A 23,445-nucleotide genomic window follows, 5' to 3' on the forward strand; every position below is an offset into this window, starting at 1 on the left:
CTGCCACATCACTGCTCACACATCTACAATCACTGCACAACCTTATGAGCAGACAGCTTCTTGTCAATCACAGCGAACAGTTGCAAAATGATGCGGTAATTCGCGCCCAAGTCCCCTAGCGATCCGCGTGAAGCAGAATAAATATCCACCGCACTCCGAACTGGTGAGACAGACAATATGGAAACGGTAATGTCGACGGTTCTACCGAACGCCGTTCGCTTCTCTAACGTAATTTCACCTACGGATGCTACCTCATGAAGAACCTTGTAGCCAGGAATTTTTTTTAGAATAGATGATACTTCTTCCCAAGCCTTGTCTCTCGATAAGTTATAATAGCGTGTCTTCATTTGGGGGTCCTTGACCCGGTCGCTTGTACCTTCTTGGCTGCGCACAATCCCTACCAGAGTCCTCTTCAACGACAAGACATTTCCTCCTTCACGATAATCGTTGCCATAATGCAGCACATCGGTTTTTTTGCTGCAAGCGCTTTATAAAACGTTAAACAACAAAAAGTTAACCGACCATACCTGTGGTATGCGACCTTAGTACCTCATGTCTTAGTTTAACATTGTTGCATACAAAAAACACCCTGTTTCTGCAAGAAGCATGAACAGAGTGTATTCATTATCTTTGGAGTACCCGCCGATGCCGTCCGACCATAGCGTCTTCTGAACCTGCTTTAGCAGGTGGGTGACCGCAGAATAAACTTTTGAAGTCCCCTTGTCAGGAATTGACAGGGCTTTTCAGCTATTCATCCGTATAGATCTCCCTAGACATTGTCATTGGTTCAAAACAACAAATGACCGTAACGTGCATCGCAGGATGTGACCTTATTATAGCGCTTCTCACTCAGAAAGTAAATGCTAGGAGAAATATGTTTTATTTTTAGAGGTTATCACTTTTCTTGTCTTCAATGCTTGCCGTATCTTCATCTTTCTGCTTCATCTTTTCCATTTGATCCTGCATTTTAAGGAATGTTCCATAAAAATTAAAGAAAGCGAACCAGGCAACTACACTACCGATGAAGAATAAGAAAAGCACAGGATATTTGACTCCAATAAATATAACAACGGCGCTACCGAGCATGGTGGAAAATACACGGAATGGTCGAATCAGCGTCAGTAAAACCGCATTTTTGATAATTTGTCCGGTAGACATATGATAATGAGCCACCATCGAAAAGAAGTTAAACATAGACACAAGCAAAATAATGATAAGAATGAGCATAATTACGCCCACCATTTGCAAGTTGCTGAGTTGTGTCATATATACGGTATAATCCACATACATGATGACAAACAGTAACGTGTAAAAGATACCCCCGATTAGACTCTGCTTATAGTTCTCTTTGTACCCTTTAAAAAAGGTACGAAACACGCCTGTATCGGTATCCCCCATTACCCATTTGCGAACCACTGTGAACATAGCCGATGTGGCTGGAAATAAAGTAAGCGGTGCCAAAACAGCCATCGCCCAATTCATTTGTAAAGATTCATTAGCCAAATTCTGATTCATTACAAGTAATTTCAGTATGAGGCAGAACACAAAAGGCGACGAACATAACACCCATAACAAATTTGTAGCCGCCAGTCGGGTAATCCACTCGGTCAGGCGGTAAATACCACCCATAGCTCCTTTAAACTCCAATGTCAGTCTCTCCCTCCGCAAGCCTTGGCAGTTCCAAGACTCATGTTGCTATGCCTATAAATTCCGGCTCTTGGCTATATCATACCGTATTTCAGCCCTAATGCGCCAGTGAAATCAATAAGTGCCTCATTAAAGCAGATTGCTAAAAGGTTCATACATACTGATTCAATCATAACAAAAAAGCCGAAGCTTCATCTGCTTCGACTTTTCATTATTTCATTTCTTATTCGGAAGAGGAATCTTCACGTCTTGCAGGACGACGAGTTTCCCCATTGCTGCTCGGGCGTGGTTTGCGATCTCCACTGTACCGGCTTCCGGAATCACGGTTGTAGCCACCGCCTTCTTTGCCACGGTTGTAACCGCCATATCCACCTTTGCTGCCACTTCCGCCGCTACCACCGGAACGGTTGGAATTGTAACCACCGTTGCTGCGACCGCTGTAGTTGGAAGGCTTGCGACCGCCAGAACGCACGTCTGGTTTACGACGTTTTGCACGGATCGGATCTTCTGGAGTCAGCTCAATCGATGCTTCTCTCTTCTCACCAGTCATTAGTTTCAGAGCTGCGGAGAGAAGTTGCACAGAATCATATTGCTCCAGCATTTGAATAGCCAAACCTTTGTACTCGTTCAGCTCGCCGCTTTCTACAGCCTCTAGGAGACGTTCAGCAATGATACGTTGTTTGCCTTCCAGAGCTTCAGCCAACGTTGGAAGCGGCTTGCGTGGAATGCGGTGACGAGTTACACGTTCGATAAAGTGCAAATGGTCAATTTCACGAGGCGTTACGAAAGACCAAGCTTCCCCTTCTTTACCTGCACGTCCAGTACGTCCAATACGGTGAACATAGCTTTCTGGATCTTGCGGAAGGTCAAAGTTCACAACGTGAGTTACACCGGAAACGTCCAAGCCACGGGCAGCTACATCAGTCGCTACGAGCACATCGATGCTTCCGTCACGGAATTTACGCATTACAGCATCACGTTGGTTTTGAGACAAGTCACCATGCAAACCGTCTGCAGAATATCCGCGTTTTTGCAGAGCTTCAGCCAGCTCGTCTACCCGACGCTTGGTACGACCAAATACGATAGCAAGTTCTGGGGATTCCATGTCGATCAAACGGCTCAATGCTTCGAATTTTTGACGCTCAGGAACTTCGATATAGGCCTGATCAATCAGTGGAGCACTAACTTGTTTAGGAATAACTGAAACATGCTCAGGATTTTTGAGGAATTGTTCAGCCAATCTTTTAATATTAGGAGGCATTGTAGCCGAGAAAAGCATCGTTTGACGCTCGTCTGGAACTTGCTTCAGAATGGATTGAATATCTTCCATAAAACCCATATCCAACATTTCATCTGCTTCATCCAAAACAACTGTGTTTACATCTTCCAGCTTGATGGTTTTACGATTAATATGGTCAAGCAAGCGTCCTGGCGTACCAATAATAATTTGAGGTTTCTTTTTCAAAGCGCGAATCTGGCGTACGATATCTTGTCCACCATAGATTGGCAAAGTACGAAGACCTTTGAAACGGGAGAGTTTTTCGATTTCTTCAGCTACCTGGATAGCAAGCTCACGTGTTGGTGCCATGATCAGAGCTCTGATTTTTTCGTCGCTTCTAGAAATTTTGTTGATCAGCGGAATACCAAACGCAGCAGTTTTACCAGTACCTGTTTGGGCTTGGCCAATCATGTCTCTGCCTTGTAGTGCAATCGGGATGGATTGCGATTGAATTGGTGTTGCTTCTTCAAAACCCAGTTCTGTAATCGCCTGAATTACTTTCGGTTCAAGATCAAATTCTGCAAATGTCGTCAAATTTATTCAAACTCCTTCTTAATGGTGGATGTGGTGGACAATCCACAATGTTGTCTGTATTCTTAAGTAGCGATATTATTGTATAAGTTTTCCCCAATACAGTGACAGTTTATTTAGACCTATAACTGCAACTTTCTGTAATGAATTTGGGGAACCTATCCGATACATCTTAAACGAATTTATCCTTTTTAAAACAGTTTAAATTTTAAGTGTTTCTCTGGACATAGGTCCCTACTCAAGAATATCCACATCGCATTATAGCACAGAACAATTCATGAATACCAGCAAGTTGCTTCCCGTATAATTTAAATGAGGTGAAAATAAGTTGTTAAAAATGGTGTTAAACTGCTTAACTGTCATTCTTGGAGCCGCTGCCATTGCATGCGGTTTTAATCTGTTTCTCGTGCCACACCACTTGCTGAGCGGAGGAGTAGCTGGGCTTTCCATGTTAATCGGCTACTTCACAAAATTTGATATCAGCGCGATGTATTTTATTATCAATATCCCGATGCTTATTACAGGCTGGTTTATTTTAGGCAAGCGTTTTATTAGCCTGAGCATTTTATCCGTTGTCGTTACAACATGGATTTTGGCCTTGGTGCCGGTGCGATCTGTCGTGTCGGACCCCCTGCTAGCCTCCGTTTTTGGAGGAGTGATGATCGGCGTTGGAGCAGGAATTTCCTTTCGGGTAGGGGGGTCTACGGGCGGTTTTGACATTATCGGTTCCATCGTCACTCGTTATCGTGACTTCCCCGTAGGAACTGTACTTGTTGGCATGAATGGACTGGTCATTCTTGCAGCAGGATATTTGAACGATGATTGGAATATTGCACTTGCGTCGATGCTATCTATTTTTGTGACTGGCAAAGTGTTAGATCAAATCTATGTCAGTCACACGAAGATTACCGTCTACATTATTACAGAACACACCGACAAGCTACTGGAGCGGATGTTAACCACACCACGCGGTGTTAGCAAAATAAAAATTGAAGGCGCATTTTCACATACTGAAAAAGACATGCTGATGACTGTCACGACACGCTACGAGCTAGTTGAATTAAAACGGATCATTAAAGAAGTGGACCCTTCTGCTTTTGTCAATATTGTGGAAACGGTTGGGGTGATGGGTTCATTTCGCCGAAGATAAGCACAAACCCAAGTGTCAAAATACAGTTTCTGTGGTACACTATATGTGCGCTGTTCCCATAGTATATAAAGACCAGCTTTACCTGCTATTTCACAGGCACTTTGCTTTTCCGAATCGTATTGAATGATTCTTTTGGAATGATTCCGAGCAGGAAAGGGTGATTTTTGTGGAAATGGAAACGGTAAAACTGTCCGACATTGTCTTAAGATGGTATCCGGAAATGCTCCCTTCTCTCAAAAAGGATGAGCTGAACTCGATGATTGTGCTTCGGGACGGGATGTCCATACTCAAGCCAACGGATGCGCTAGAAATTATTCAGTACAGTATTTGCGAGCATCAAGACAATAATTATCTTCAATAAATTTCTTTACCAAGTGCCGCTTCTTCCGGTTGCATCTACAACTGCGAAGAGAGCGGCATTATTTATGCATTTTTATGGATTCAATAAACATAAGTTGGGTTAATCATGTAAGACTGTGCCTGAAGATTCCAGTATTGGTTACAAGCGTGTTGTTTTTCGATACATAACTTTACGTATAATCAGGTAAGCGACATCCATAAGGGAGAGAGTTAGGAAATGAATATGATTTGGGCAATTATGCTATTGGCGATGGGGGTAGGCGGAAACGGGGACCAGTCAGCCAACACTCCAAATGTAAAAGATACGGTGGCAACAACAATTAGCAGCGCCATGATTCAGGCTCAGCACAATAAGATGAAGGTGGATGCCTCCAATCCTCCGGTTAAAATTGACCCACAACCGACGACTCCTGCTATCAAGGGCATCTATGTCACAGCTTATAGCGCAGGCGGTTCGCGTATGACCCAGCTGCTTGAACTGCTTGATAAGACAGAGCTCAATTCCATGGTTATTGATATTAAAGACGATGCAGGTTATATCACTTATCCAACGTCCAATCCCGAGCTGCTCAAATTGGGCAAGCCGCAAAAATTCATTCGGGATATTTCCGGTTTGATGGACCGATTGAAAAAGCATAATGTTTACCCGATTGCTCGTATTGTCGCATTTAAAGATACGGTACTGGCCAACAAAAATCCCGAGATGTCTTTCCGTAATCCTGACGGCTCTGTCTGGAAAAACGGCAAGGGAGACGGGTTCGTCAATCCCTATAATAAAGAAGTATGGGATTATAATATAGCCATCGCTAAGGAAGCAGCCAAACTTGGTTTTAAGGAAATTCAATTTGACTATGTACGTTTCCCTGAAGGCTTTGAGAAAAGAGCAGACAAGCTGAAATATACCAAATCAGATCAATCCCGCTCGGATGCAGTCGCTGAATTCGTACAATATGCCCGCAGAGAGCTTGCTCCATTAGGTGTACGAGTATCCGTAGATATTTTTGGATATGCCGCATCCGTTCCTGCTGCGGAGGGAATCGGACAGGATTTCACTAAAATTTCCGAAAATGTGGATGTTATTTCACCCATGGTTTATCCAAGTCACTACACCACAGGCTGGTTCGGTGTAAAAGACCCTGATAAGAATCCCTACCAGACGATTAAAGGCTCCATGGCCGATACACACAAAAAGCTAGATCCGACAGGCAAGCTAAAGCCAATTATTCGTCCTTGGATCCAGGATTTTACTGCAAGTTGGTTAGGAAGCGGACATTATGCTAAGTATGGAAAAACTCAAGTAGAGGACCAAATTCGAGCGCTTAAGGATATGAAAGTGGATGAATATTTACTCTGGAATGCCACAAACCGCTATTCAAGCGGAGTAACTTACAAATAATTTATCCCTCCGGACTTCTCGTTATCTAATACGAAATTTAGAAATTATATAATTTTTTCGAAGGCTGTCCCGTTGTTTGGCGAACGGGTGCAGTCTTTTTTATTACTGTTCAAATGTGGCGGTATCCCTTACAATAAATACTTACATGTTATGATACATACGAATATTCAATCCCTAGTAAATGAGGAAAACAAAAATGCAATTGACTTCAACAACGGGGCAGAAATGGAAGCAGCTTTTATACATTTTGCTCCCTATCCTGATTACCCAGCTTGCACTATCTGCCATGACTTTTTTCGATACGAATATGTCGGGACACTTTTCCCCTGCCGATCTGGCTGGAGTAGCCATCGGAGTAAGTCTGTGGATTCCTGTACAAACAGGCCTTAACGGAATACTTATGGCTATCACACCTATTGTATCTCAATTAGTGGGAGCACAGCGCAAAGATAAAGTCTCCTACTATGTCATTCAAGCACTTTGGCTCTCTCTTGCCCTATCCATGGTCGTTTTGATTGTGGGCATCATTTTGGTCAAGCCTATTCTAAATGGTATGAATCTGGAATTGAGAGTTCATAATGTGGCCCTGTACTATCTTTGTGCGATGGCCTTCGGTATTGTTCCTCTATTTGCCTACACGGTGCTCCGAAGCTTTATGGATGCATTGGGACAAACCCGCTTTACGATGTTAATCACGCTCATGTCGTTACCCATCAATGTCTTGTTGAACTATCTACTTATTTATGGGAACTGGGGTTTTCCGCGTCTGGGAGGTGTAGGCTCCGGGGTGGCAACGGCAACCACCTACTGGATCATTATGCTGGTCGCTGGTATCACTGCGCATCGGGGAAAAATATTTGCCGAATACCGAATCTTCAGCAAAATATACGGGATTGCTGCTAGTGCTTTGAAAGAGCTCATCAAGATTGGAGTACCGATTGGATTTGCAATATTTTTTGAGACTGCCGTCTTTTCAGCCGTCACTCTCTTCATGAGTAGCTATAATACAGCTACCATAGCCGCACATCAGGCCGCGATGAACTTTGCATCTACGTTATATATGATTCCACTCAGCATTTGTATGGCACTTACGATTCTGGTTGGCTATGAAACTGGAGCTACTCGCCCGCGGGATGCCAAAGCTTATAGTGTAATGGGCATCAGCAGCGCAGTAGGTCTATCACTGATTACAGCTATTGTACTGCTTATCTGGAGTGAACAGGTCGCTCGACTTTACTCCACCGATCTGCAGGTCATTCAGTTGGCACAGCATTTTCTAATCTATGCGATTTTCTTTCAGATATCTGATGCTGTCGCTACACCTACACAAGGAGCGCTACGCGGGTATAAAGACGTCAATCCAGCCTTTTTGCTCACATTCCTCTCCTATTGGGTCATTGGGCTTCCTGTAGGATATATACTGGCACGCTGGACTTCATTGGGGCCCTACGGCTACTGGATCGGTTTGATTACAGGGTTGGCAGTAGGCGCTATTTTACTTCTCTGGCGTCTGGTGAAAGTACAACGTCGTTTCTCCGAAAAAAAACAACACGCAGAGGTTATTTAGCCTTTGCGTGTCTCGATTACATATGCTGCGCCTAAAGTTATTCGTTTTTTCTCCACAATAGCCACTTCGTTCAGCTTGGGAGGATATAGAAAGTGTCTCTCCACATGTTGTTCAATCTCTTCAAATGCCTGTTCTTCATTTTCAGCAGCGAGAATGACAGTCAGCGCTCCTTCCGAACTATCCACTTCGATTTTGAATAGGTACATGTATGACTACCTCCTGATAGGACTCAAAGCTAAAAAATAGCGGATGACTCGGGTCATCCGCATAATTTTGATCTTTTCCAATATCAGAACCGATCTACTGTACGTAGAAGGCTCTTATTATTGGGACAAACGCAAAGCAAGTTCATAAAGCTCCATGTTGAAATCTTTTTTAGTATTTACAACCTTGTCAATATCTGTAGCTACCAACTTACCGTCGATCGTTCCGCAAGCCTTATCAGATATGCCCTCGATCAATTGGCGAACAGCAAAGTCACCCAAACGGCTCGCCAGGTTGCGGTCAAACGCGGTTGGTGTGCCTCCACGTTGGATGTGTCCAAGCACTGTAACACGAGGCTCATAATCCGGACAGTTTTCTTGGATTACCTTTGCTACATCTTCACCTTTGCCTACGCCTTCCGCAACGATAATAATACTGTGGCGCTTGCCATGCTTGAAATTTTGTTTCATACGATCAGATACTTCGTTCAGGTCAAATTCTACCTCAGGCACCAAAATTGTTTCTGCGCCAGAAGCCAGACCCGCATGCAGAGCAATATCACCACAATGACGTCCCATAACTTCAACAATGGAAGAACGTTCATGAGATGACATTGTATCACGCAGCTTGTTGATTGCGTCCACTACGATACTAACCGCTGTATCAAAACCAATCGTGTAGTCCGTGAAGGAAATGTCATTGTCAATCGTACCCGGAAGACACATGGTTTTAATGCCTTGCTTGGTCAGTTTGTTAGCTCCTTGGTAGGAACCGTCTCCACCAATCACGACTACGCCGTCAATCCCACGGTCACGCAAAATTTGCGCGCCTTTTTTCTGCCCTTCTTCAGTCGTAAATTCCAGGCATCTTGCAGATTGAAGTACAGTACCCCCACGTTGGATAATATCTCCGACGCTTCTCAGATCCATTGGAAAAATATCGTCGTTCAAAAGGCCTTGATAACCACGTTGAATCCCGAATACTTCCAGTCCGAAATACAATCCGCTACGTACGACGGCGCGAACTGCCGCGTTCATCCCTTGTGAATCTCCACCACTTGTTAATACTGCAATTTTCTTAACTGCTGTCATGGTTTATGACCTCCTCAAAATAATCATATAAGCCTTCTTATCCATCGACTGTTTAATAAGAAAAACAAACGCATGAGCGGACTATTTTTCATTAAACGTCTCGAAACAGCGCGAACGTCTTGCTGCTCGCTAACTTTAGGGTCGGATAAATATAAAGCCAGCAATCCCTCGATAATCATCCGGTGAAAGGAGCTGGCAGGGACATCTGCAATATCAGCCCGCGCCCGATTCACAACGTAGGCGATCCGGTTTAGCATCATGTCGGTATCTTCATAATAATTGCAAAAGTTAAGATCTCCGCCCTTCCGGTCTTCGTCTTGATCGATTAGATAATCCAGCAAAATATGAAGACTGCACACATGTGGAAAATACGATGCATGTATTGAGGCAGCCCCCGCATCTGTCAGATGCTGGTCGCTGGCAGCAAGAAACAGCATAAAGACCCCCAGAGTTGAACCGGTAGCCGCAGCAAACTCATTCCAGCGCAACTCTGGTGTACGGTCTTTATGAAGCGACCACCAGTCCAAAAGCGCTTGTTCCCGCAGCTCGGGTTTAATATGCTTGTATACTTGCAAATCCGTGTATAATCGCGCCAAATCCTGAACGTAAGGCATTGCCGCCTCATAGCCCGGAAGCCTGCTTACACAAGACTGACAGGTTGTCACCAGCCCAGTCAAATAACCGCCATCCTCCTGCTCACGACGCAACTCATAATAATTCACTGGCCTAGCCGCCGGATTAATCGCATCCAGCATAGCCTGATGCAACAGCCTGAAATCATCCGGGTCCATGGACGTACTGCGATCACACAGGTTGTCCAGATAATCACTAATGGTCTGATACGCTACGATCAGCGGAATTAACGTCTGCCGGGCAGACATATTAGCTGCGGCATAAACCGCTCCACCCACGCAGTGAAATGTCTTATCCGCTATGCTCGCAAGCGCCTGGCTTCGCAGTTCAGGGTCCGGAATTTGTTCGGCCTTGCTCTTCCAGTTACTCAATTCTTGTTTCGTTTCAGGGAGAATGTGCTTGTACATTCGGCTCATTAGACCTATGGGGCCTCTCGGTACTTGATAACGTCCTTGCTCAACATAACTCAAATGACGGTGCCTCCACATTGTTGTCTACGTAATTATACCTATCCAAACCATATCCATTATAATATGATCGTCCTTTTAGCACAAATGAACAACCTCACTTTTTTCTTTAAAATTCAAGAAAAATGAGCTGTTCTTACAAAAAGACTTTACACCTGTAATGTTTCATTAGTCAAAAATAGGAGATACACAAAATCTATCCTTATAAGACTTTATTCGCAAATAGTATAAATGGCCTACCTAACCCTTGTCCTCTGTTGGCTTCACGTTTTGGATTCCCTCCCCCATGCTTGCCTGCTTCCATTTCCCGAAAGCATAATAGAAGATGACTGCAACGGCAGAGATAGCAAAACCAACAGGAAAGCTCCACCATACAGCATCTAGACCATACTCATCGACAAATGCATAGGCCAGAGGTATACGAATGCCCCATAATGAAATAATGGTAATTAAAAGCGGTACCATTACGGAACCCGTTGATCGAACAACACCTGTAATGACATTGGTAATACCGAATATAACAAAAGACCACAAGGTGATCAGATTAATCCGCATACCCAATTCCAATGCACCCCCCGTAGAAGGAAGGAACATGAGCAAGGCCTGACGGTTAAACATGTAAATCAATACCACTGCTCCACCAGTCAACACAAAATTATACACAATCCCAATCCAGGTTGTTGTGCGCACTCGATCCCAACGTCCGGCTCCGATATTTTGAGCGGCAAAGGAAGAAACAGCTGCACCTAACGCCATTGCCGGCATCTGCACATAGCTGGACAAATTATTGGCTGCTGTATAAGCTGCAGCTGCAACTGTCCCGTAGCCGTTAATCAGATTCATTAAAGCAATCGCACTGGTAGAGACAGCAATCATTTGCAACCCCATCGGCACTCCCTTACGGATTAGGGTCCAAATAATCTTCCAATCAAATCTCAGTAAATGAAGCTCTGAAGATGTAATGCGCAAAAAATATTTTATTCGATATAGGTAAATGAGGATCAACACAAAGCTGATCCCTTGAGCGATTAGAGTAGCAGTAGCGGAACCTCCAATACCCATAGCCGGAATCGGCCCCCATCCGAATATGAACAGCGGGTTGAGCAGTACATCCAGTACGACGGAAACGATCAGAAAATAAAATGGTGTTTTGGAATCTCCAGCCCCTCTCATTACAGTCATGATGTAGTTATAGCCGTACAAAAAAGGCATGCCTGCGAATATAATACGCGTATACGTGATCGCCATATCTACCGATTCGGCAGGTGTATTGAGTACATGAAGAATCCAAGGCGCACTCAAAAATCCGATAATACCTATAGCAAAGGCGAGCACCAGAAAAAAGACAGCACTTGTACCTACTACACGCTTGGTTTCAGCTACGTCTCCTGCTCCGATATTTTGTCCGATCATAATAGTGGCAGCCATGGTGACGCCAAAAATCGAACTGATAAGAAAAAACATTATAATATTTCCGTTGGAAGCGGCAGTCAATGCGGCTTCTCCCAGAAACTTCCCAACCCAGATCGAATTGATCGTTCCATTCAGGGATTGCAGAATGTTTCCGAACAGCAGCGGCAAAGAGAACATAAACAGCGTTTTGGCAATAGGACCTTCAATCAGGGAAGGCTTATGATTAGCCTCTGCTGCACTCATTTTCTCAACTCCTTCAAATCAAAATGTCTTCTGCCTAGTTTTATAACGTATAATACCCTATTCCTGCTCAATGTTCTCATATCATAAACGTATTTACGCAAAAAAGCGCAGTCCCTTAAATTTAAGGAACTGCGCTCTCAATTCATAGTTTAACCGTAATCTATAAGACATCCGTAGAAACGGAACCGTTCTTACAATTCAGTTACACTTACAGTTTAATTACGTTAGCTGCTTGGGGTCCACGGTTACCTTCAGTAATTTCGAATTCAACCGCTTGACCTTCTTCCAAAGTTTTAAAGCCGTCGCCTTGGATTGCGGAGAAATGTACGAATACGTCCTCGCCACCATCCATTTGAATGAAGCCATAACCTTTTTCTGCGTTAAACCATTTAACTGTACCTTTCAAGTGAACAACCTCCTAAAAATACCGCCATCTATGGCGAATATCCATATTATACTTCATGCTTTTTCACAATGCAATTGATGTTTTTCCGGTTTTTTTGGGCTGGAATGATTTGCTTTTGCGGCGGAAACTGCGGTATCATGAACCAAAACATCTATAAAATCGGAGACATGCATATGATGAAAAAACACGAAATATACAAAAAAGACAATTGGAACATGATGACTGTCGAGGTGCAGGGCCGTTACATCGTTCTACGGGAAATATCCGATGATTGGGGCGAGGAAGCCCACACGTTTTTAAGCCGCCCGGCGCTGATGCATTGGGCTCAAAATCGGTTTCCCAAGCAGTCCTTTCAAGATAATGAGGAAGAATGGCAGCGGATCATGAACGCTTTCAAACAGGTCTAGCCTATTCATGGTGTCCAACAGCTATCTCATCTTCATTATTCTGGCCTTCACGCTGGGCGGAGTGCTGATCATGAAGCGTGATACGATACCGACTCCTCTCAAAAAGTGGATGGCCCTCACTGCTGTAATCATGGTTTGCTTTGCCTTTTATCTCATTGTATACAGCTTATTAAATATAGGTTCCAACCCACAGTAAGGAAAATTATACTTTCGGGCGTAAGAGGTCATACTATGGCATAACAAGCCATGGTATAAGGAGGATCTGCCGTTACATGCATCCTGTAAAACCTCTTGCCCTGCTGCTTACGGTAAGCGTGGCGGTTTCTTCGTTTTGGCATCCGTCCCTTACTGCCGCAGCCCTACCCCACATTACGTTCGATCAGAGGAGGCTCTCCATGAGTGAAATTGTAAAACGCGCTGATGCGCCAGTGGAAAATACATGGAAATTGGAAGATCTGTTTCCCAACCGCAAAGCATGGGATCAAGAATACGAAGAAGTCAAACAACTAGCCAAAAAGGCTGAACAATTCCAAGGCAAGCTCAATTCAGCAGAATCGATTGGCAACTGCTTTAAATTGGAAGATGAATTGTCGCTGAAAACCGAGCGTGTATATGTGTACGCACATCTGCATCATGATGAGGATACAGCTGAACCTACATACCAGGGTCTTTCGCAAAAAGCCAAAAAATTAGGCGTTGAGGTTAGCGAGTCTCTTTCTTTTGTGACACCTGAAATTTTGGCACTGCCAGATCATCAGCTCGATGCCTTCATTGAAGATCCGAAGCTTGCAGATTATCGGTTCACCCTTCAAGAAATGAAGCGGGAAAAAGCACATATTTTGGGCAAGACAGAAGAAGCGCTGCTCGCTCAGGTTGGCAATCTGGCTCAAGCCCCGCAAACGATTTTCGGCATGCTCAACAATGCTGATCTGAAGTTTCCAAAAATTAAGGATGAGAACGGCAAAGAGGTTGAGCTGACTCATGGCAGCTACATTCAATTCCTCGAAAGTCCACACCGCGAAGTACGCGAACGTGCTTTTAAAGCGGTGTATGACACGTATGCCAAAAATAAAAATACAATTGCTTCTACACTAAGTGCCAATGTGAACAAAAATATTTTTTATTCTCGTGTTCGCAAATACCCTTCTGTACTGGAAATGTCACTATACGGTGACAATATTCCGAAGGAAGTGTATACGAATCTCATTGACACCATTCATGAAAGCTTGCCCCTGCTCCATCGTTACATGAAGTTGCGTAAGAAGTTGTTAGGTGTGGATGAGCTCCATATGTATGATTTGTTCGCTCCACTTGTGGACGAATACAAGATGGACATTACGTATGAAGACGCCAAAAAGCAAACAAAGGAAGGCCTTAAGCCATTGGGCGCGGACTATCTGGCTTCGTTGCAAAAAGGCTATGATGAGCGCTGGATCGACGTATACGAGAATGAAAACAAACGTACGGGTGCATACAGTTGGGGAGCTTATGGTACCCACCCCTATGTGCTGCTGAACCATAAAAATAACCTGAACAGCATGTTCACGCTTGCTCATGAAATGGGGCATGCGTTGCATTCGTACTATTCAGACAACGCATTAAAGTATAGAGATGCACAGTACACCATTTTCCTGGCTGAAGTGGCATCCACAACCAATGAAGCGTTGCTAATGGACTACCTGCTGAACAAATCAACCGATCCAAAAGAGAAAATGTACCTTCTCACCTACTATGCAGATCAATTCCGCACAACGGTATTCCGTCAAACCATGTTTGCGGAATTTGAGAAAATTGTACATGAACGCGCTGAACAGGGGGAATCCCTCACACCGCAGCTTTTATCAGAGATTTACTATGATCTGAATGTGAAATATCACGGACCTGGCATGAAGGTAGATAAAGACATTGAAATGGAATGGGCACGAATCCCCCATTTTTATAACAGTTTTTATGTCTACAAATATGCTACTGGCTTCTCGGCAGCAACCAGTTTCTCGAAACAGATTCTGGAAGAAGGCCAGCCAGCCGTTGACCGTTACTTGGGCTTCTTGAAGAGCGGTGGCAGTGATTATTCAATCAATATTTTGAAAAAAGCTGGCGTTGACATGTCCTCTCCGCAGCCGATTCGCGAAGCGATGAGCGTATTCGAAGAAGTCATCACAGAAATGGAAAAGCTAACTGAAGGAAAGTAAAACCGTGCGCACTTAAAATCCAGCATTGAAAGGATGCACGGATAAATCCCTTGTCCATGGCGGGCAAGGGATTTTATAATGTAACGGGAGGAGGTGGCATTTTGAAAACACAATGGTCTTTGATCGCAGCTCTTGTTATTGCTTTGTTAACAGCTGTATTTGCTGTTATTAATGTGAATTCGGTTCAAGTGAACCTTCTATTCAGTATGGTCAGCATTCCTTTGATTCTGCTTATTCTCGGTTGCACTCTTCTAGGTGGACTTATTGTCGGTTCTTTCGGTATTTTCCGCCAATATAGGCTTCAGAGGGAGATTAAACGTCTGACGACTCAGCTTCATACACTACAAGAAGAGCACACATCCACGGTAGAAGCAAACGCGGATGTGACCTATGACACGACTGGTTCTTCCAGCACAGGGTCTACATCCGACCAAGATATAGAGCAACCGTCCTCTAACTCTGATCGGTTGTCCAAATGAGGAGGAGCAACAAATGACGATTCAATTAAATGAGAATTATATGATGAACTTTTTAAATCAGCTACTGAACACACCCAGTCCCAGTGGATATACACACCATGTGATGGAGCTGATTCGTAAAGAAGCGGAAAGCCTCGGGGTACAAATCGAATGGAATGCAAAAGGCGGTGCCATCTTGACTCTGGAAGGTCAGGAAACGGACCGTACGGTGGCGCTGAGCGCACATGTGGATACATTGGGCGCAATGGTGCGTTCCATTACAGCACAAGGCACCCTACGTCTGACATCCGTCGGCGGCTTCATGATGAACAGTATTGAGAATGAATACTGCCTTATTCATACCAGAAGCGGACAAACGTATACGGGCACTATTCTGTCCAGCCATCCATCTGTGCACGTCTATGATGATGCACGGAGCTTTGAGCGCAAGGAGAGCCATATGGAGGTACGGATTGACGAGCTTGTCGAGTCAAAAGAAGACGTGCTTCAGCTCGGTATTGCGGTGGGTGATTTTATTTCGTTCGATGCGCGTCCAGTCGTAACACCAAGTGGATTTATCAAGTCACGGCATCTGGATGATAAAGCTAGTGTAGCTGCACTGTTTGGTTTACTGGAATCTGCTGTACATGGAAACTGGAAGCCTCGACATACCGTTAAATTGCTCATTTCTAACTACGAGGAAGTAGGGCACGGGGCGGCTTACATACCTGAAGGAATCAGTGAGATGATAGCTGTCGATATGGGCTGTATGGGTGAAGATCTGAGCTGTAAGGAAACGGATGTTTCTATCTGTGCCAAAGATTCCTCCGGGCCTTACGATTATACTATGACGACCCGTCTGATTGAGCTGGCCAAGGAGCTGAATATTCCGTATGCAGTAGATATTTATCCACACTACGGTTCGGACGCTTCGGCTGCACTACGAGCAGGTAATAACATCCGTGCTGCGTTGATTGGCCCTGGCGTACACGCCTCCCATGCTATGGAGCGCACGCACAAGCAGGCCGTGGTGAACACTGCCCATCTGCTTGCAGCTTATGTGACAGTTTAATTCGAATAACGACAATCAGCCTGTTACATCGTCGAATAGATCAGTAAATAAAAAAGCAAGTCTTCCGGTTTTTCGGATACTTGCTTTTTTAGTCTGAGCAACATGAAGAAATAGCTCTGGCAGAATGCTATTAATGTGGCTTTATCATTGCTTAAGATTTACTTTGTTCAATCTGCTCGGCCAGCTCATTAAGGTAGGTCCAGCGTTCCATTTGGTGCTCCAAATGCTGTTCTGCCTTCGCTTGCTCAGCCATGAGCTCCTGTAGTCGTGCTGAATCACTAAAAGACTCTTCCATCTGCCGCTGAATGTCGGCCAACTTCTGTTCGGCTTGTTCAATCAGCTCATCAATTTGCTCATATTCCCGCTGTTCCTTAAAGGTGAATTTAAGCTTGGTTTTACTTGTCTCCTTGACTGACTCGGAAGGACCCGCAGACTTAGGCGTGGAAGAGCGATTCGAGGAATCCGTACTCGTCGAGACAGACGTATTCACAGAAGATTGAGCATTTTTACTAATCCATTCTGCATACTCGCTATAGTCGCCCACATGTACACGTACCTGTCCATCCCCTTCAAACGCCAGTATTTTGTCCACTGTTCGATCCAGGAAATAGCGATCATGAGAAACAATAAACACCACGCCCGGGAATTCATCCAGATAGTCTTCCAAAACGGAAAGGGTTTGAATATCCAGATCATTTGTTGGTTCATCCAGCAATAGCACATTCGGTGCCGACATCAGAATACGAAGCAGATACAAGCGCCGTTTTTCACCCCCGGACAGCCTGGAAATAACCGTCCATTGCGCGCTTGGTGCGAACAGGAAACGCTCCAGCATTTGTGCAGCTGTAATCGTCGAACCGTCTGCTGTACGAATCACTTCGGCTTCTTCCTTAATATATTCAATAACACGTAAAGATTCGTTCATTTCCTGATGTTCCTGAGTAAAATAGCCAAGCTTCACCGTCGGTCCCAGCACAACGTTGCCGGAGTCCGGTTCTATATGCTGGGCAATCATTTGGAGCAAAGTGGATTTCCCACTACCGTTAGGACCTAGGATACCAACACGATCACCAGGAACCGCAATGTAGCTCAAATCCTGTATTAGCTTACGAGAATCTACCGATTTGGAAAGATGCTCGATCTCCAATATTTTTTTACCCAGACGTGTGGAGGCGACGGACATATCTACAGATCCAGAACGAGCTTCCGGTTGCTGATCCCTAAGCTGCTCATATCGGTCAATACGCGCTTTCTGCTTGGTGGAACGAGCCTTTGCTCCACGGCGAATCCAAGCCAGCTCATTACGCAGCAGGTTCTTCCTTTTTTGTTCCGTAGACGCTTCCCGCTCCTCGCGTTCTGCCTTCAGCTCCAGAAAACGGGTATAGTTAGCCTCATAACGGAAAAGGCGACCATGATCCAGCTCCAGCATGACATTTGCAACTCTATCCAGAAAATAGCGATCATGCGTGATCATTAACAACGCACCACGTCTTTTTTGCAAATACTGCTCCAACCATTCAACGGACTCATTATCAATATGGTTTGTAGGCTCGTCCAGAATGAGCAGCTCGCAGGGTTGGATCAAAGCCGCCGCCAAAGCCACCCGCTTACGCTGCCCACCGGATAGAACGCCCATACGAGACTCAAACTGGGTGATCCCCAGTCGGGTAAGTATATTTTTGGCCTCACTCTCCAGCTGCCATGCCTGGAACGTATCCATTTGCTGACTTGCTCGCAATAGACGTTTTTGAAGCTCCTCGCTACCCGGATTTAATTCCAACAACTCCATGGTTTCTGTGTATTCACGGACCGCTTTCATCTCAGGCTGACTGCCATGAAAAATATGCTGGAGTACCTTCATTTCAGGATCAAACTCCGGATTTTGTGCTAGATACTGAATTCGCACATCGTTGTTCACTGCAATATTGCCATCATCCGGCGGCTCTAAGCCGGAAATCACGCGTAAAAATGTTGATTTACCGGTGCCATTTACACCAACGACTCCTATTTTGTCACGTTCATCCATACCAAAGGAAGCATCCTCAAACAACATTTTCTCGCCATAGCTTTTCGTTATATGTTCAACGGTCATAATATTCATACGGATTCCCTACTCTTCCCCAATTTTGTGATGCATCCTGTTTATTTTAACACAGACACAGCCAATGATTAAAAAAACCGTTATCTGAATGAATTCAGTACGGTTTCTTAGCAATAAGATGTCAGGATTAATGTATTCCGGCTTTACAGCCATGCATAAATAAGTTCGCTGCTAGTTCAGCCGTCTGATCCACGTCACATTCTCGGAAATCTTTATTTAATAAAATATCCATTTTTAGGCGCTCCAACATCCCAATGAATGCCTTCGCATGAAACTCGGACTGCTGTACACCCTCTGACGCCAGTTTATTTTTGACCAAATCAGTATAGTCCTGAATAAATCCCCGCATAAACTCCATTAGATCGGGGTCACTGTTGGGGGTCATAAAAAATAATTTCGTATGCTGCTTGCGCTTGAAATAGTAGTGCAGATGCAAATTTGCCATCCGCAGCAGACCTTCTCCCAAAGTACGATTGATTAATGCGCCTTGCATTTCGGCTAGGTATTGCTCGCAATCTCTACGTGTGACTGCTGTAAATAGCTGCTCTTTGCTTTTAAAGTACAAGTATACTGTGCCTTTGGCAACTCCCGCTTGTTCTGCAATCTCGGAAATTTTGCTTTCATAAAAGCCTTTGGTGCCAAAGACTGTGTAAGCGGCGTCCAAAATGGCTTCATATTTATCTCCGTGTATATCGCCCATCTTAGCACCTCCTTATACAAGGATCGAAACACCGTCAATTCTTATAATAATTATTCCCTTGTAACGATCCCCAGCTCCGTGTTCAGAGTATAAGAAAAATACCTGCAAGAGCGACCAATCCTCCGAAAATAGAACTAATGCTATTCACCCGATCATTACTCATCCAACGCCAGCCTCGTACATAGACTGTCGTTTGTCCACAATGTGAGTCTACTTCTACTTCCCGTCCACAAACCGTGCAGGAACGCATCATTTGCACCGTAGCACCAAGATAGGAATCAGCAAAGGCTCCGGCGCTACCGGAGATACCTCCAACCAGTGCCCACAGCCATAACGGCAAGCTCGGCGTTCCTATGGCGTGTCCAAAGCCCCATGCACCTATGCCAATCAGTACACCCCCAGCCAAGGCCGCAGCCGTTCCCAATACAGATACTCCGCCTGAGGTTCCAGGTGCCAGCACCTTCCCGTTAAGCACTGAACGGGGTGGCTTACGACTCAGACTGCCAAATTCCGTTGCCCACGTATCGGAAGTGACCGTAGCCATGACACCGACAAAAGCCAGCTGCCACGTAACATGGGGCCATATCGCATAACCCAGGCATAACAGCATACCTAATCCCCCATTAGCCCATACTTGGCCTGCATCCCGGTTGCCGGTTTTGGCATACGATTTTTCCAGCTCAGCCTTGCGCTCCTTTTTGAACCTCGACAGGAGGGTTGACGTGATAAAGAACAAGAGCAATGTGCCGAACCAGAACAGGTTACCCGCCCCATAATATACGGTTCCCATCAGTACAGCCGCAGCAAAGCCAGATAAGGTTAAGGATTTTTTATAAAATGCAGCTCCCGCCACCACAGCAGCACAAAGCAATCCGATGATCCAGTCCATGATATACCCCCGCTTTTGAAATGAATCTCCGTTTTTCTTTATTCGTTCTGTATATTATTGTACAACGCTCCACGCTTATATAAAAGCCGTGTCCCATGCTTTGGCACAGGACACGGCCTTCAAAACATTCCCTTTTTTAATCCTCTTCTGTGGATTCCGTTCACAAATTTATGCGATGGTGAAGCTTCCCTGACGCTCACTCCCCCAGAAAAGCTCAAAGCGATCCCCGCTTGCTGTAGGCCCTACTCCTGCTGGAGTACCTGTAAAAATAATATCTCCCTCGCCCAGTCCATAATGAGTAGCTATATATTCAACGATGTGCTGGATAGAAAAAATCATATTTTTGACATGTCCACGCTGCACTTCCTGTCCATTTTTGAGCAAGGAAAAATCCTGCAGCTCCAGCATGTCCAATTGTTCTAAAGGCAGGAATGGTGTCACGGGAGCAGACGATTTAAAGCCTTTGGCGGCGGTCCATGGATGGCCTTTTTTCTTGAGAACACTTTGTACATCACGCAGGGTAAAATCGATGCCGAATGCAAATGCGTTCAGACACGTATCTGCGGACATGCCCGGTTCGTATTTACGTCCTACAGCTACAACCAGCTCAGTCTCAAAATGAATATCTCCCTGCCCCTGCGGAAGCTCCAGCGTGGCGCCATCCAGCGGCACAACCGCATGAGACGGCTTCAAAAAAATCATTGGTTCTGCGGGAACCTCATTACCCAGCTCCTCCGCATGCAGTTTATAATTGCGCCCAACACAGTAAACATTACGAATTTCCACGTTCATTACGACCCTTCACCCTTCCCGCGTATGTAGTCCAATTATTAACGTATAAGTTTACGTATATAGTGCCACATCCGATGCTTGGAAAGCAAAAAAACCCGTTCCCAGCGATCCGGCCAATTGGTGCAAATCATCAATTCAGGATGCAATGAGGCCAATTTCCGCATTATACGGCGGTCATCCACCGTCCACGCCATGACAGTAATACCGCGTCCAGTGAGATCTTTCATCAAGTTTCGATCCAAACGCGGATAGCCTATAGATAAAAAAGTGCATTGTAGCTGTTCCAGTTGCTTTGCCAAGTCATCTGGACGCGCGTCAATAATCAATCCGGTACGGATCTCAGGACACAGCTCCTTAGCCCGGCGTAATGCAGCACGCTCAAAAGAGGTTAATACCACCTCTCCCTCCATCCCTCTCATCGCAATTTCACGGAGTACGGCTTTCTCCAGTCCTGGATACATATCTCCCGCTGTTTTAAGCTCAATATTGAGCGATACGCGGCCACGACATAAATCCAGCACCTGTGCGAGGGAGGGGATTATTTCTCCACGGTATTCTGCACTTTTCCAGCTACCAGCATCAAGTTGTTGCAATGCTTTCCAGTCCGAATCCTTTACTCTCCCTGTACCATTCGTCGTTCGCTCCAGTGTAAAATCATGAATTACCACCGGAACACCGTCCTTTGACAGCTGTACATCCAGCTCAATCCAGTGTACAAATGGTTGCTCCAACGCAAGCTGAAAGGCTGCCATCGTGTTCTCAGGAGCAATCCCCGAAAAACCGCGGTGAGCCACACACAAATTATTCATCTTGTTATGACCTCCATCCACAAAGGAGTCCCTCATACGCTCATTCCGTCAATTCCTATATTAACAATTTCTTTCGAAATTCTATTGAGCACTTACTGTACCATCCGTCCCAATCGAGACATTTCCCGGTGACAGTGCCGCCACTCTCTGCAAAATTTTGCTGGCCTCCGTATCCTTCAATGGGATCGGCTGACCCAGCTCCGCCCGATAAGGAGTCAGCTTCATCTCGCAAGCCCCTTTACGGGTACATGTTGCCTGAAATATCGCTGTATCCCAAGTGGCTGGCACCGTTGATTTAGAAAAAATAAAATTGCCTGTGCTGTATGCAATCCATTTACCTTTATATTGCTCCATCCCTTGAAGCACATGTGGATGACCGCCAATGACAAGATCAGCTCCAGCATCAATAAAAGCGTGCGATAACTCGGTTTGATGGGGCTCAAGTGCAGTTGCGCGCTCCTTCCCCCAATGGGTAATGACAATCACCAGATCGGCCTGCATTCGTGCCTCACGGATAGACTTTACGATAGCGGTCGAATCATAGGCTCCTGCTACACCGGGCTGTTTGGCGCCCGCATTCCAGTTGGCTTCAGGCATAACACGTGTAGTCCCCAACAAGGCAATTTTGATCCCTTTACGTTCAAAATAATGCGGTGCATATGCTTCTTTTGCATTACGTCCGGCTCCAGCGTGGGCTATACCCTTTTCATCCAGATATTTCAGTGTATCCAGTAATCCGCCTGTGCCCTGATCCAAAATGTGATTGTTGGCCAAATTGACAGCGTCTATCCCTGCCGCAGCCAACGCAGTTAACGCTTTGGGCGAAGATTTATACACATACGTTTTATTTAACGCACCCACACCATTCGTTGTCACGGGCGTTTCCAGATTGGCAATCGTCAGATCGTCTTTATGAAACAAGTTTCCGAGATATTGATACGGAAAATCAAACCCATTCTGCTCCAAACGCTGCTCAACTTTACCGGAAAACTGCACATCCCCTACAAAGTGAAGCGTGACTGTCGGAGAGTCTGCACCGTCTGTTTTGGATTTCTTTATATCCTCCGTTCCTCCCTTATCGGTGGATGGATTACCGTCGTATATATCCTTATTGGACGTATCGTTCTGTGCTTGCCCGTCTTTCCCCGAGGACAATTTTGCTCCTGTGGAACTGCCTTCGGGAGCATCTGTGTCAGACGTTGTCGCGGGACGATTGCTTGTGTCTGAAGCAGCAGATTGCTTTGTTTCATCGTCAGCAAATTTCTTTTCTGCATGGGGGCCTTCATCCAGCTGTTTATTTGACAAGGCTGTAACATTTTCACTGACCGAGGGAGTAGACCGATCTTCACTAGCAGATCCTGTTTGGATTTTCTTCTCCGTTTGCGAATACCCGGCATTTTCCGCAAGAGAGCCACTGTTGTCGTGTTCAAATATGTAATAATAACCGAAAAGACCTACAATCATAAGCAGTAGGACCAGATTTGTAATGATCCAAGCCTTGCCTATTTTTGGTTTTCTTGCTTTTTTGCGACCTTCATTTCGCTGTGATCTGGGAGGGTACATTCTTCACTCCTTCTATGCTATTGCATTTGCATAACTTCTTTATTAGCTGGCGAACTTTACACCTTCTCCATTATA

23 protein-coding genes and 1 other RNA gene are annotated in these 23,445 nt (G+C 45.1%); 9 read left to right on the plus strand and 15 right to left on the minus strand.

Annotated elements, in window-relative coordinates; translation table 11 throughout:
* Window positions 1–29: 29 nt before the first annotated feature.
* The 4 genes from G9G53_RS12085 to G9G53_RS12100 all read right to left on the minus strand — a co-directional run bounded on the left by G9G53_RS12085 (window position 30) and on the right by G9G53_RS12100 (window position 3,460).
* Window positions 30–422 (minus strand): DUF1499 domain-containing protein, encoded by a 393-nt coding sequence (locus G9G53_RS12085; RefSeq protein WP_013309718.1) that lies wholly within the window; start codon window positions 420–422, stop codon window positions 30–32.
* Between the two features lie 210 nt (window positions 423–632).
* A non-coding RNA gene (gene ssrS, locus G9G53_RS12090) (6S RNA) lies at window positions 633–827 on the minus strand.
* A 58-nt stretch (window positions 828–885) separates the two neighbouring features.
* Window positions 886–1,647 (minus strand): YesL family protein, encoded by a 762-nt coding sequence (locus G9G53_RS12095; RefSeq protein ID WP_165147800.1) that lies wholly within the window; start codon window positions 1,645–1,647, stop codon window positions 886–888.
* A gap of 223 nt (window positions 1,648–1,870) precedes the next feature.
* Complete coding sequence (locus tag G9G53_RS12100; protein ID WP_029516709.1) at window positions 1,871–3,460, minus strand: DEAD/DEAH box helicase; 1,590 nt, start codon at window positions 3,458–3,460, stop codon at window positions 1,871–1,873.
* A 325-nt stretch (window positions 3,461–3,785) separates the two neighbouring features.
* Here G9G53_RS12100 and G9G53_RS12105 point away from each other — a divergent pair, with 325 nt between their 5' ends.
* From G9G53_RS12105 to G9G53_RS12120, 4 genes are all read left to right on the plus strand, one after another.
* Window positions 3,786–4,607: a YitT family protein gene (locus G9G53_RS12105; RefSeq protein WP_029516708.1), complete on the plus strand. Its 822-nt coding sequence runs from the start codon at window positions 3,786–3,788 to the stop codon at window positions 4,605–4,607.
* Between the two features lie 172 nt (window positions 4,608–4,779).
* On the plus strand, window positions 4,780–4,968 hold the full coding sequence (locus G9G53_RS12110) for a hypothetical protein (RefSeq protein WP_080658605.1): 189 nt from the start codon (window positions 4,780–4,782) through the stop codon (window positions 4,966–4,968).
* A gap of 216 nt (window positions 4,969–5,184) precedes the next feature.
* Window positions 5,185–6,363 carry a putative glycoside hydrolase gene (locus G9G53_RS12115; RefSeq protein ID WP_165147802.1) on the plus strand — a complete coding sequence of 393 codons (1,179 nt, stop codon included), beginning with the start codon at window positions 5,185–5,187 and terminating at the stop codon, window positions 6,361–6,363.
* 196 nt (window positions 6,364–6,559) lie between these two features.
* Window positions 6,560–7,930: an MATE family efflux transporter gene (locus G9G53_RS12120; protein ID WP_165147804.1), complete on the plus strand. Its 1,371-nt coding sequence runs from the start codon at window positions 6,560–6,562 to the stop codon at window positions 7,928–7,930.
* On the opposite strand, the gene G9G53_RS12125 is transcribed toward G9G53_RS12120, so the two are convergent.
* The 5 genes from G9G53_RS12125 to G9G53_RS12145 all read right to left on the minus strand — a co-directional run bounded on the left by G9G53_RS12125 (window position 7,927) and on the right by G9G53_RS12145 (window position 12,387).
* Complete coding sequence (locus tag G9G53_RS12125; protein WP_013309710.1) at window positions 7,927–8,136, minus strand: DUF3906 family protein; 210 nt, start codon at window positions 8,134–8,136, stop codon at window positions 7,927–7,929. The genes G9G53_RS12120 and G9G53_RS12125 overlap by 4 nt on opposite strands.
* Window positions 8,137–8,253: 117 nt before the next feature.
* Entirely contained in the window at window positions 8,254–9,225 is a 972-nt protein-coding gene (gene pfkA, locus G9G53_RS12130) for a 6-phosphofructokinase (protein ID WP_039269999.1), read from the minus strand.
* 23 nt (window positions 9,226–9,248) lie between these two features.
* On the minus strand, window positions 9,249–10,328 hold the full coding sequence (locus G9G53_RS12135) for a tetraprenyl-beta-curcumene synthase family protein (RefSeq protein ID WP_029516703.1): 1,080 nt from the start codon (window positions 10,326–10,328) through the stop codon (window positions 9,249–9,251).
* A gap of 237 nt (window positions 10,329–10,565) precedes the next feature.
* Window positions 10,566–11,981, minus strand: a complete 1,416-nt coding sequence (locus tag G9G53_RS12140; protein ID WP_165147808.1) for an MATE family efflux transporter — start codon at window positions 11,979–11,981, stop codon at window positions 10,566–10,568.
* Between the two features lie 208 nt (window positions 11,982–12,189).
* The gene (locus tag G9G53_RS12145; RefSeq protein WP_013309706.1) at window positions 12,190–12,387 is read right to left on the minus strand and encodes a cold shock domain-containing protein; all 198 of its coding nucleotides are present in this window, start codon (window positions 12,385–12,387) and stop codon (window positions 12,190–12,192) included.
* Between the two features lie 173 nt (window positions 12,388–12,560).
* Here G9G53_RS12145 and G9G53_RS12150 point away from each other — a divergent pair, with 173 nt between their 5' ends.
* The 5 genes from G9G53_RS12150 (at window position 12,561) to G9G53_RS12170 (ending at window position 16,516) form a co-directional block, all read left to right on the plus strand.
* The gene (locus G9G53_RS12150) at window positions 12,561–12,794 is read left to right on the plus strand and encodes a hypothetical protein (RefSeq protein ID WP_013309704.1); all 234 of its coding nucleotides are present in this window, start codon (window positions 12,561–12,563) and stop codon (window positions 12,792–12,794) included.
* A 7-nt stretch (window positions 12,795–12,801) separates the two neighbouring features.
* On the plus strand, window positions 12,802–12,990 hold the full coding sequence (locus G9G53_RS26445; protein ID WP_029516701.1) for a hypothetical protein: 189 nt from the start codon (window positions 12,802–12,804) through the stop codon (window positions 12,988–12,990).
* A 199-nt stretch (window positions 12,991–13,189) separates the two neighbouring features.
* Window positions 13,190–14,986 carry an oligoendopeptidase F gene (pepF, locus tag G9G53_RS12160; RefSeq protein ID WP_029516700.1) on the plus strand — a complete coding sequence of 599 codons (1,797 nt, stop codon included), beginning with the start codon at window positions 13,190–13,192 and terminating at the stop codon, window positions 14,984–14,986.
* A 56-nt stretch (window positions 14,987–15,042) separates the two neighbouring features.
* The gene (locus G9G53_RS12165; protein ID WP_039269994.1) at window positions 15,043–15,465 is read left to right on the plus strand and encodes a LapA family protein; all 423 of its coding nucleotides are present in this window, start codon (window positions 15,043–15,045) and stop codon (window positions 15,463–15,465) included.
* Between the two features lie 13 nt (window positions 15,466–15,478).
* On the plus strand, window positions 15,479–16,516 hold the full coding sequence (locus G9G53_RS12170) for a M42 family metallopeptidase (protein WP_165147810.1): 1,038 nt from the start codon (window positions 15,479–15,481) through the stop codon (window positions 16,514–16,516).
* Between the two features lie 151 nt (window positions 16,517–16,667).
* Here the strand turns inward: G9G53_RS12170 and G9G53_RS12175 are convergent, their stop codons facing one another.
* The 6 genes from G9G53_RS12175 to G9G53_RS12200 all read right to left on the minus strand — a co-directional run bounded on the left by G9G53_RS12175 (window position 16,668) and on the right by G9G53_RS12200 (window position 23,370).
* Entirely contained in the window at window positions 16,668–18,617 is a 1,950-nt protein-coding gene (locus G9G53_RS12175) for an ABC-F family ATP-binding cassette domain-containing protein (protein ID WP_165147812.1), read from the minus strand.
* A gap of 127 nt (window positions 18,618–18,744) precedes the next feature.
* The gene (locus tag G9G53_RS12180) at window positions 18,745–19,317 is read right to left on the minus strand and encodes a TetR/AcrR family transcriptional regulator (RefSeq protein WP_165147814.1); all 573 of its coding nucleotides are present in this window, start codon (window positions 19,315–19,317) and stop codon (window positions 18,745–18,747) included.
* Window positions 19,318–19,399: 82 nt separating this feature from the next.
* Window positions 19,400–20,206, minus strand: a complete 807-nt coding sequence (locus G9G53_RS12185; RefSeq protein ID WP_029516695.1) for a DUF92 domain-containing protein — start codon at window positions 20,204–20,206, stop codon at window positions 19,400–19,402.
* A 168-nt stretch (window positions 20,207–20,374) separates the two neighbouring features.
* On the minus strand, window positions 20,375–20,998 hold the full coding sequence (locus G9G53_RS12190) for a fumarylacetoacetate hydrolase family protein (protein ID WP_029516694.1): 624 nt from the start codon (window positions 20,996–20,998) through the stop codon (window positions 20,375–20,377).
* A gap of 38 nt (window positions 20,999–21,036) precedes the next feature.
* Window positions 21,037–21,807: a glycerophosphodiester phosphodiesterase gene (locus tag G9G53_RS12195; RefSeq protein ID WP_029516693.1), complete on the minus strand. Its 771-nt coding sequence runs from the start codon at window positions 21,805–21,807 to the stop codon at window positions 21,037–21,039.
* An 81-nt stretch (window positions 21,808–21,888) separates the two neighbouring features.
* Window positions 21,889–23,370, minus strand: a complete 1,482-nt coding sequence (locus G9G53_RS12200; protein WP_165147816.1) for a CapA family protein — start codon at window positions 23,368–23,370, stop codon at window positions 21,889–21,891.
* Between the last annotated feature and the right edge of the window lie 75 nt (window positions 23,371–23,445).

Source organism: Paenibacillus sp. EKM206P, from assembly GCF_011066155.1.
Lineage (GTDB): Bacteria > Bacillota > Bacilli > Paenibacillales > Paenibacillaceae > Paenibacillus > Paenibacillus polymyxa_D.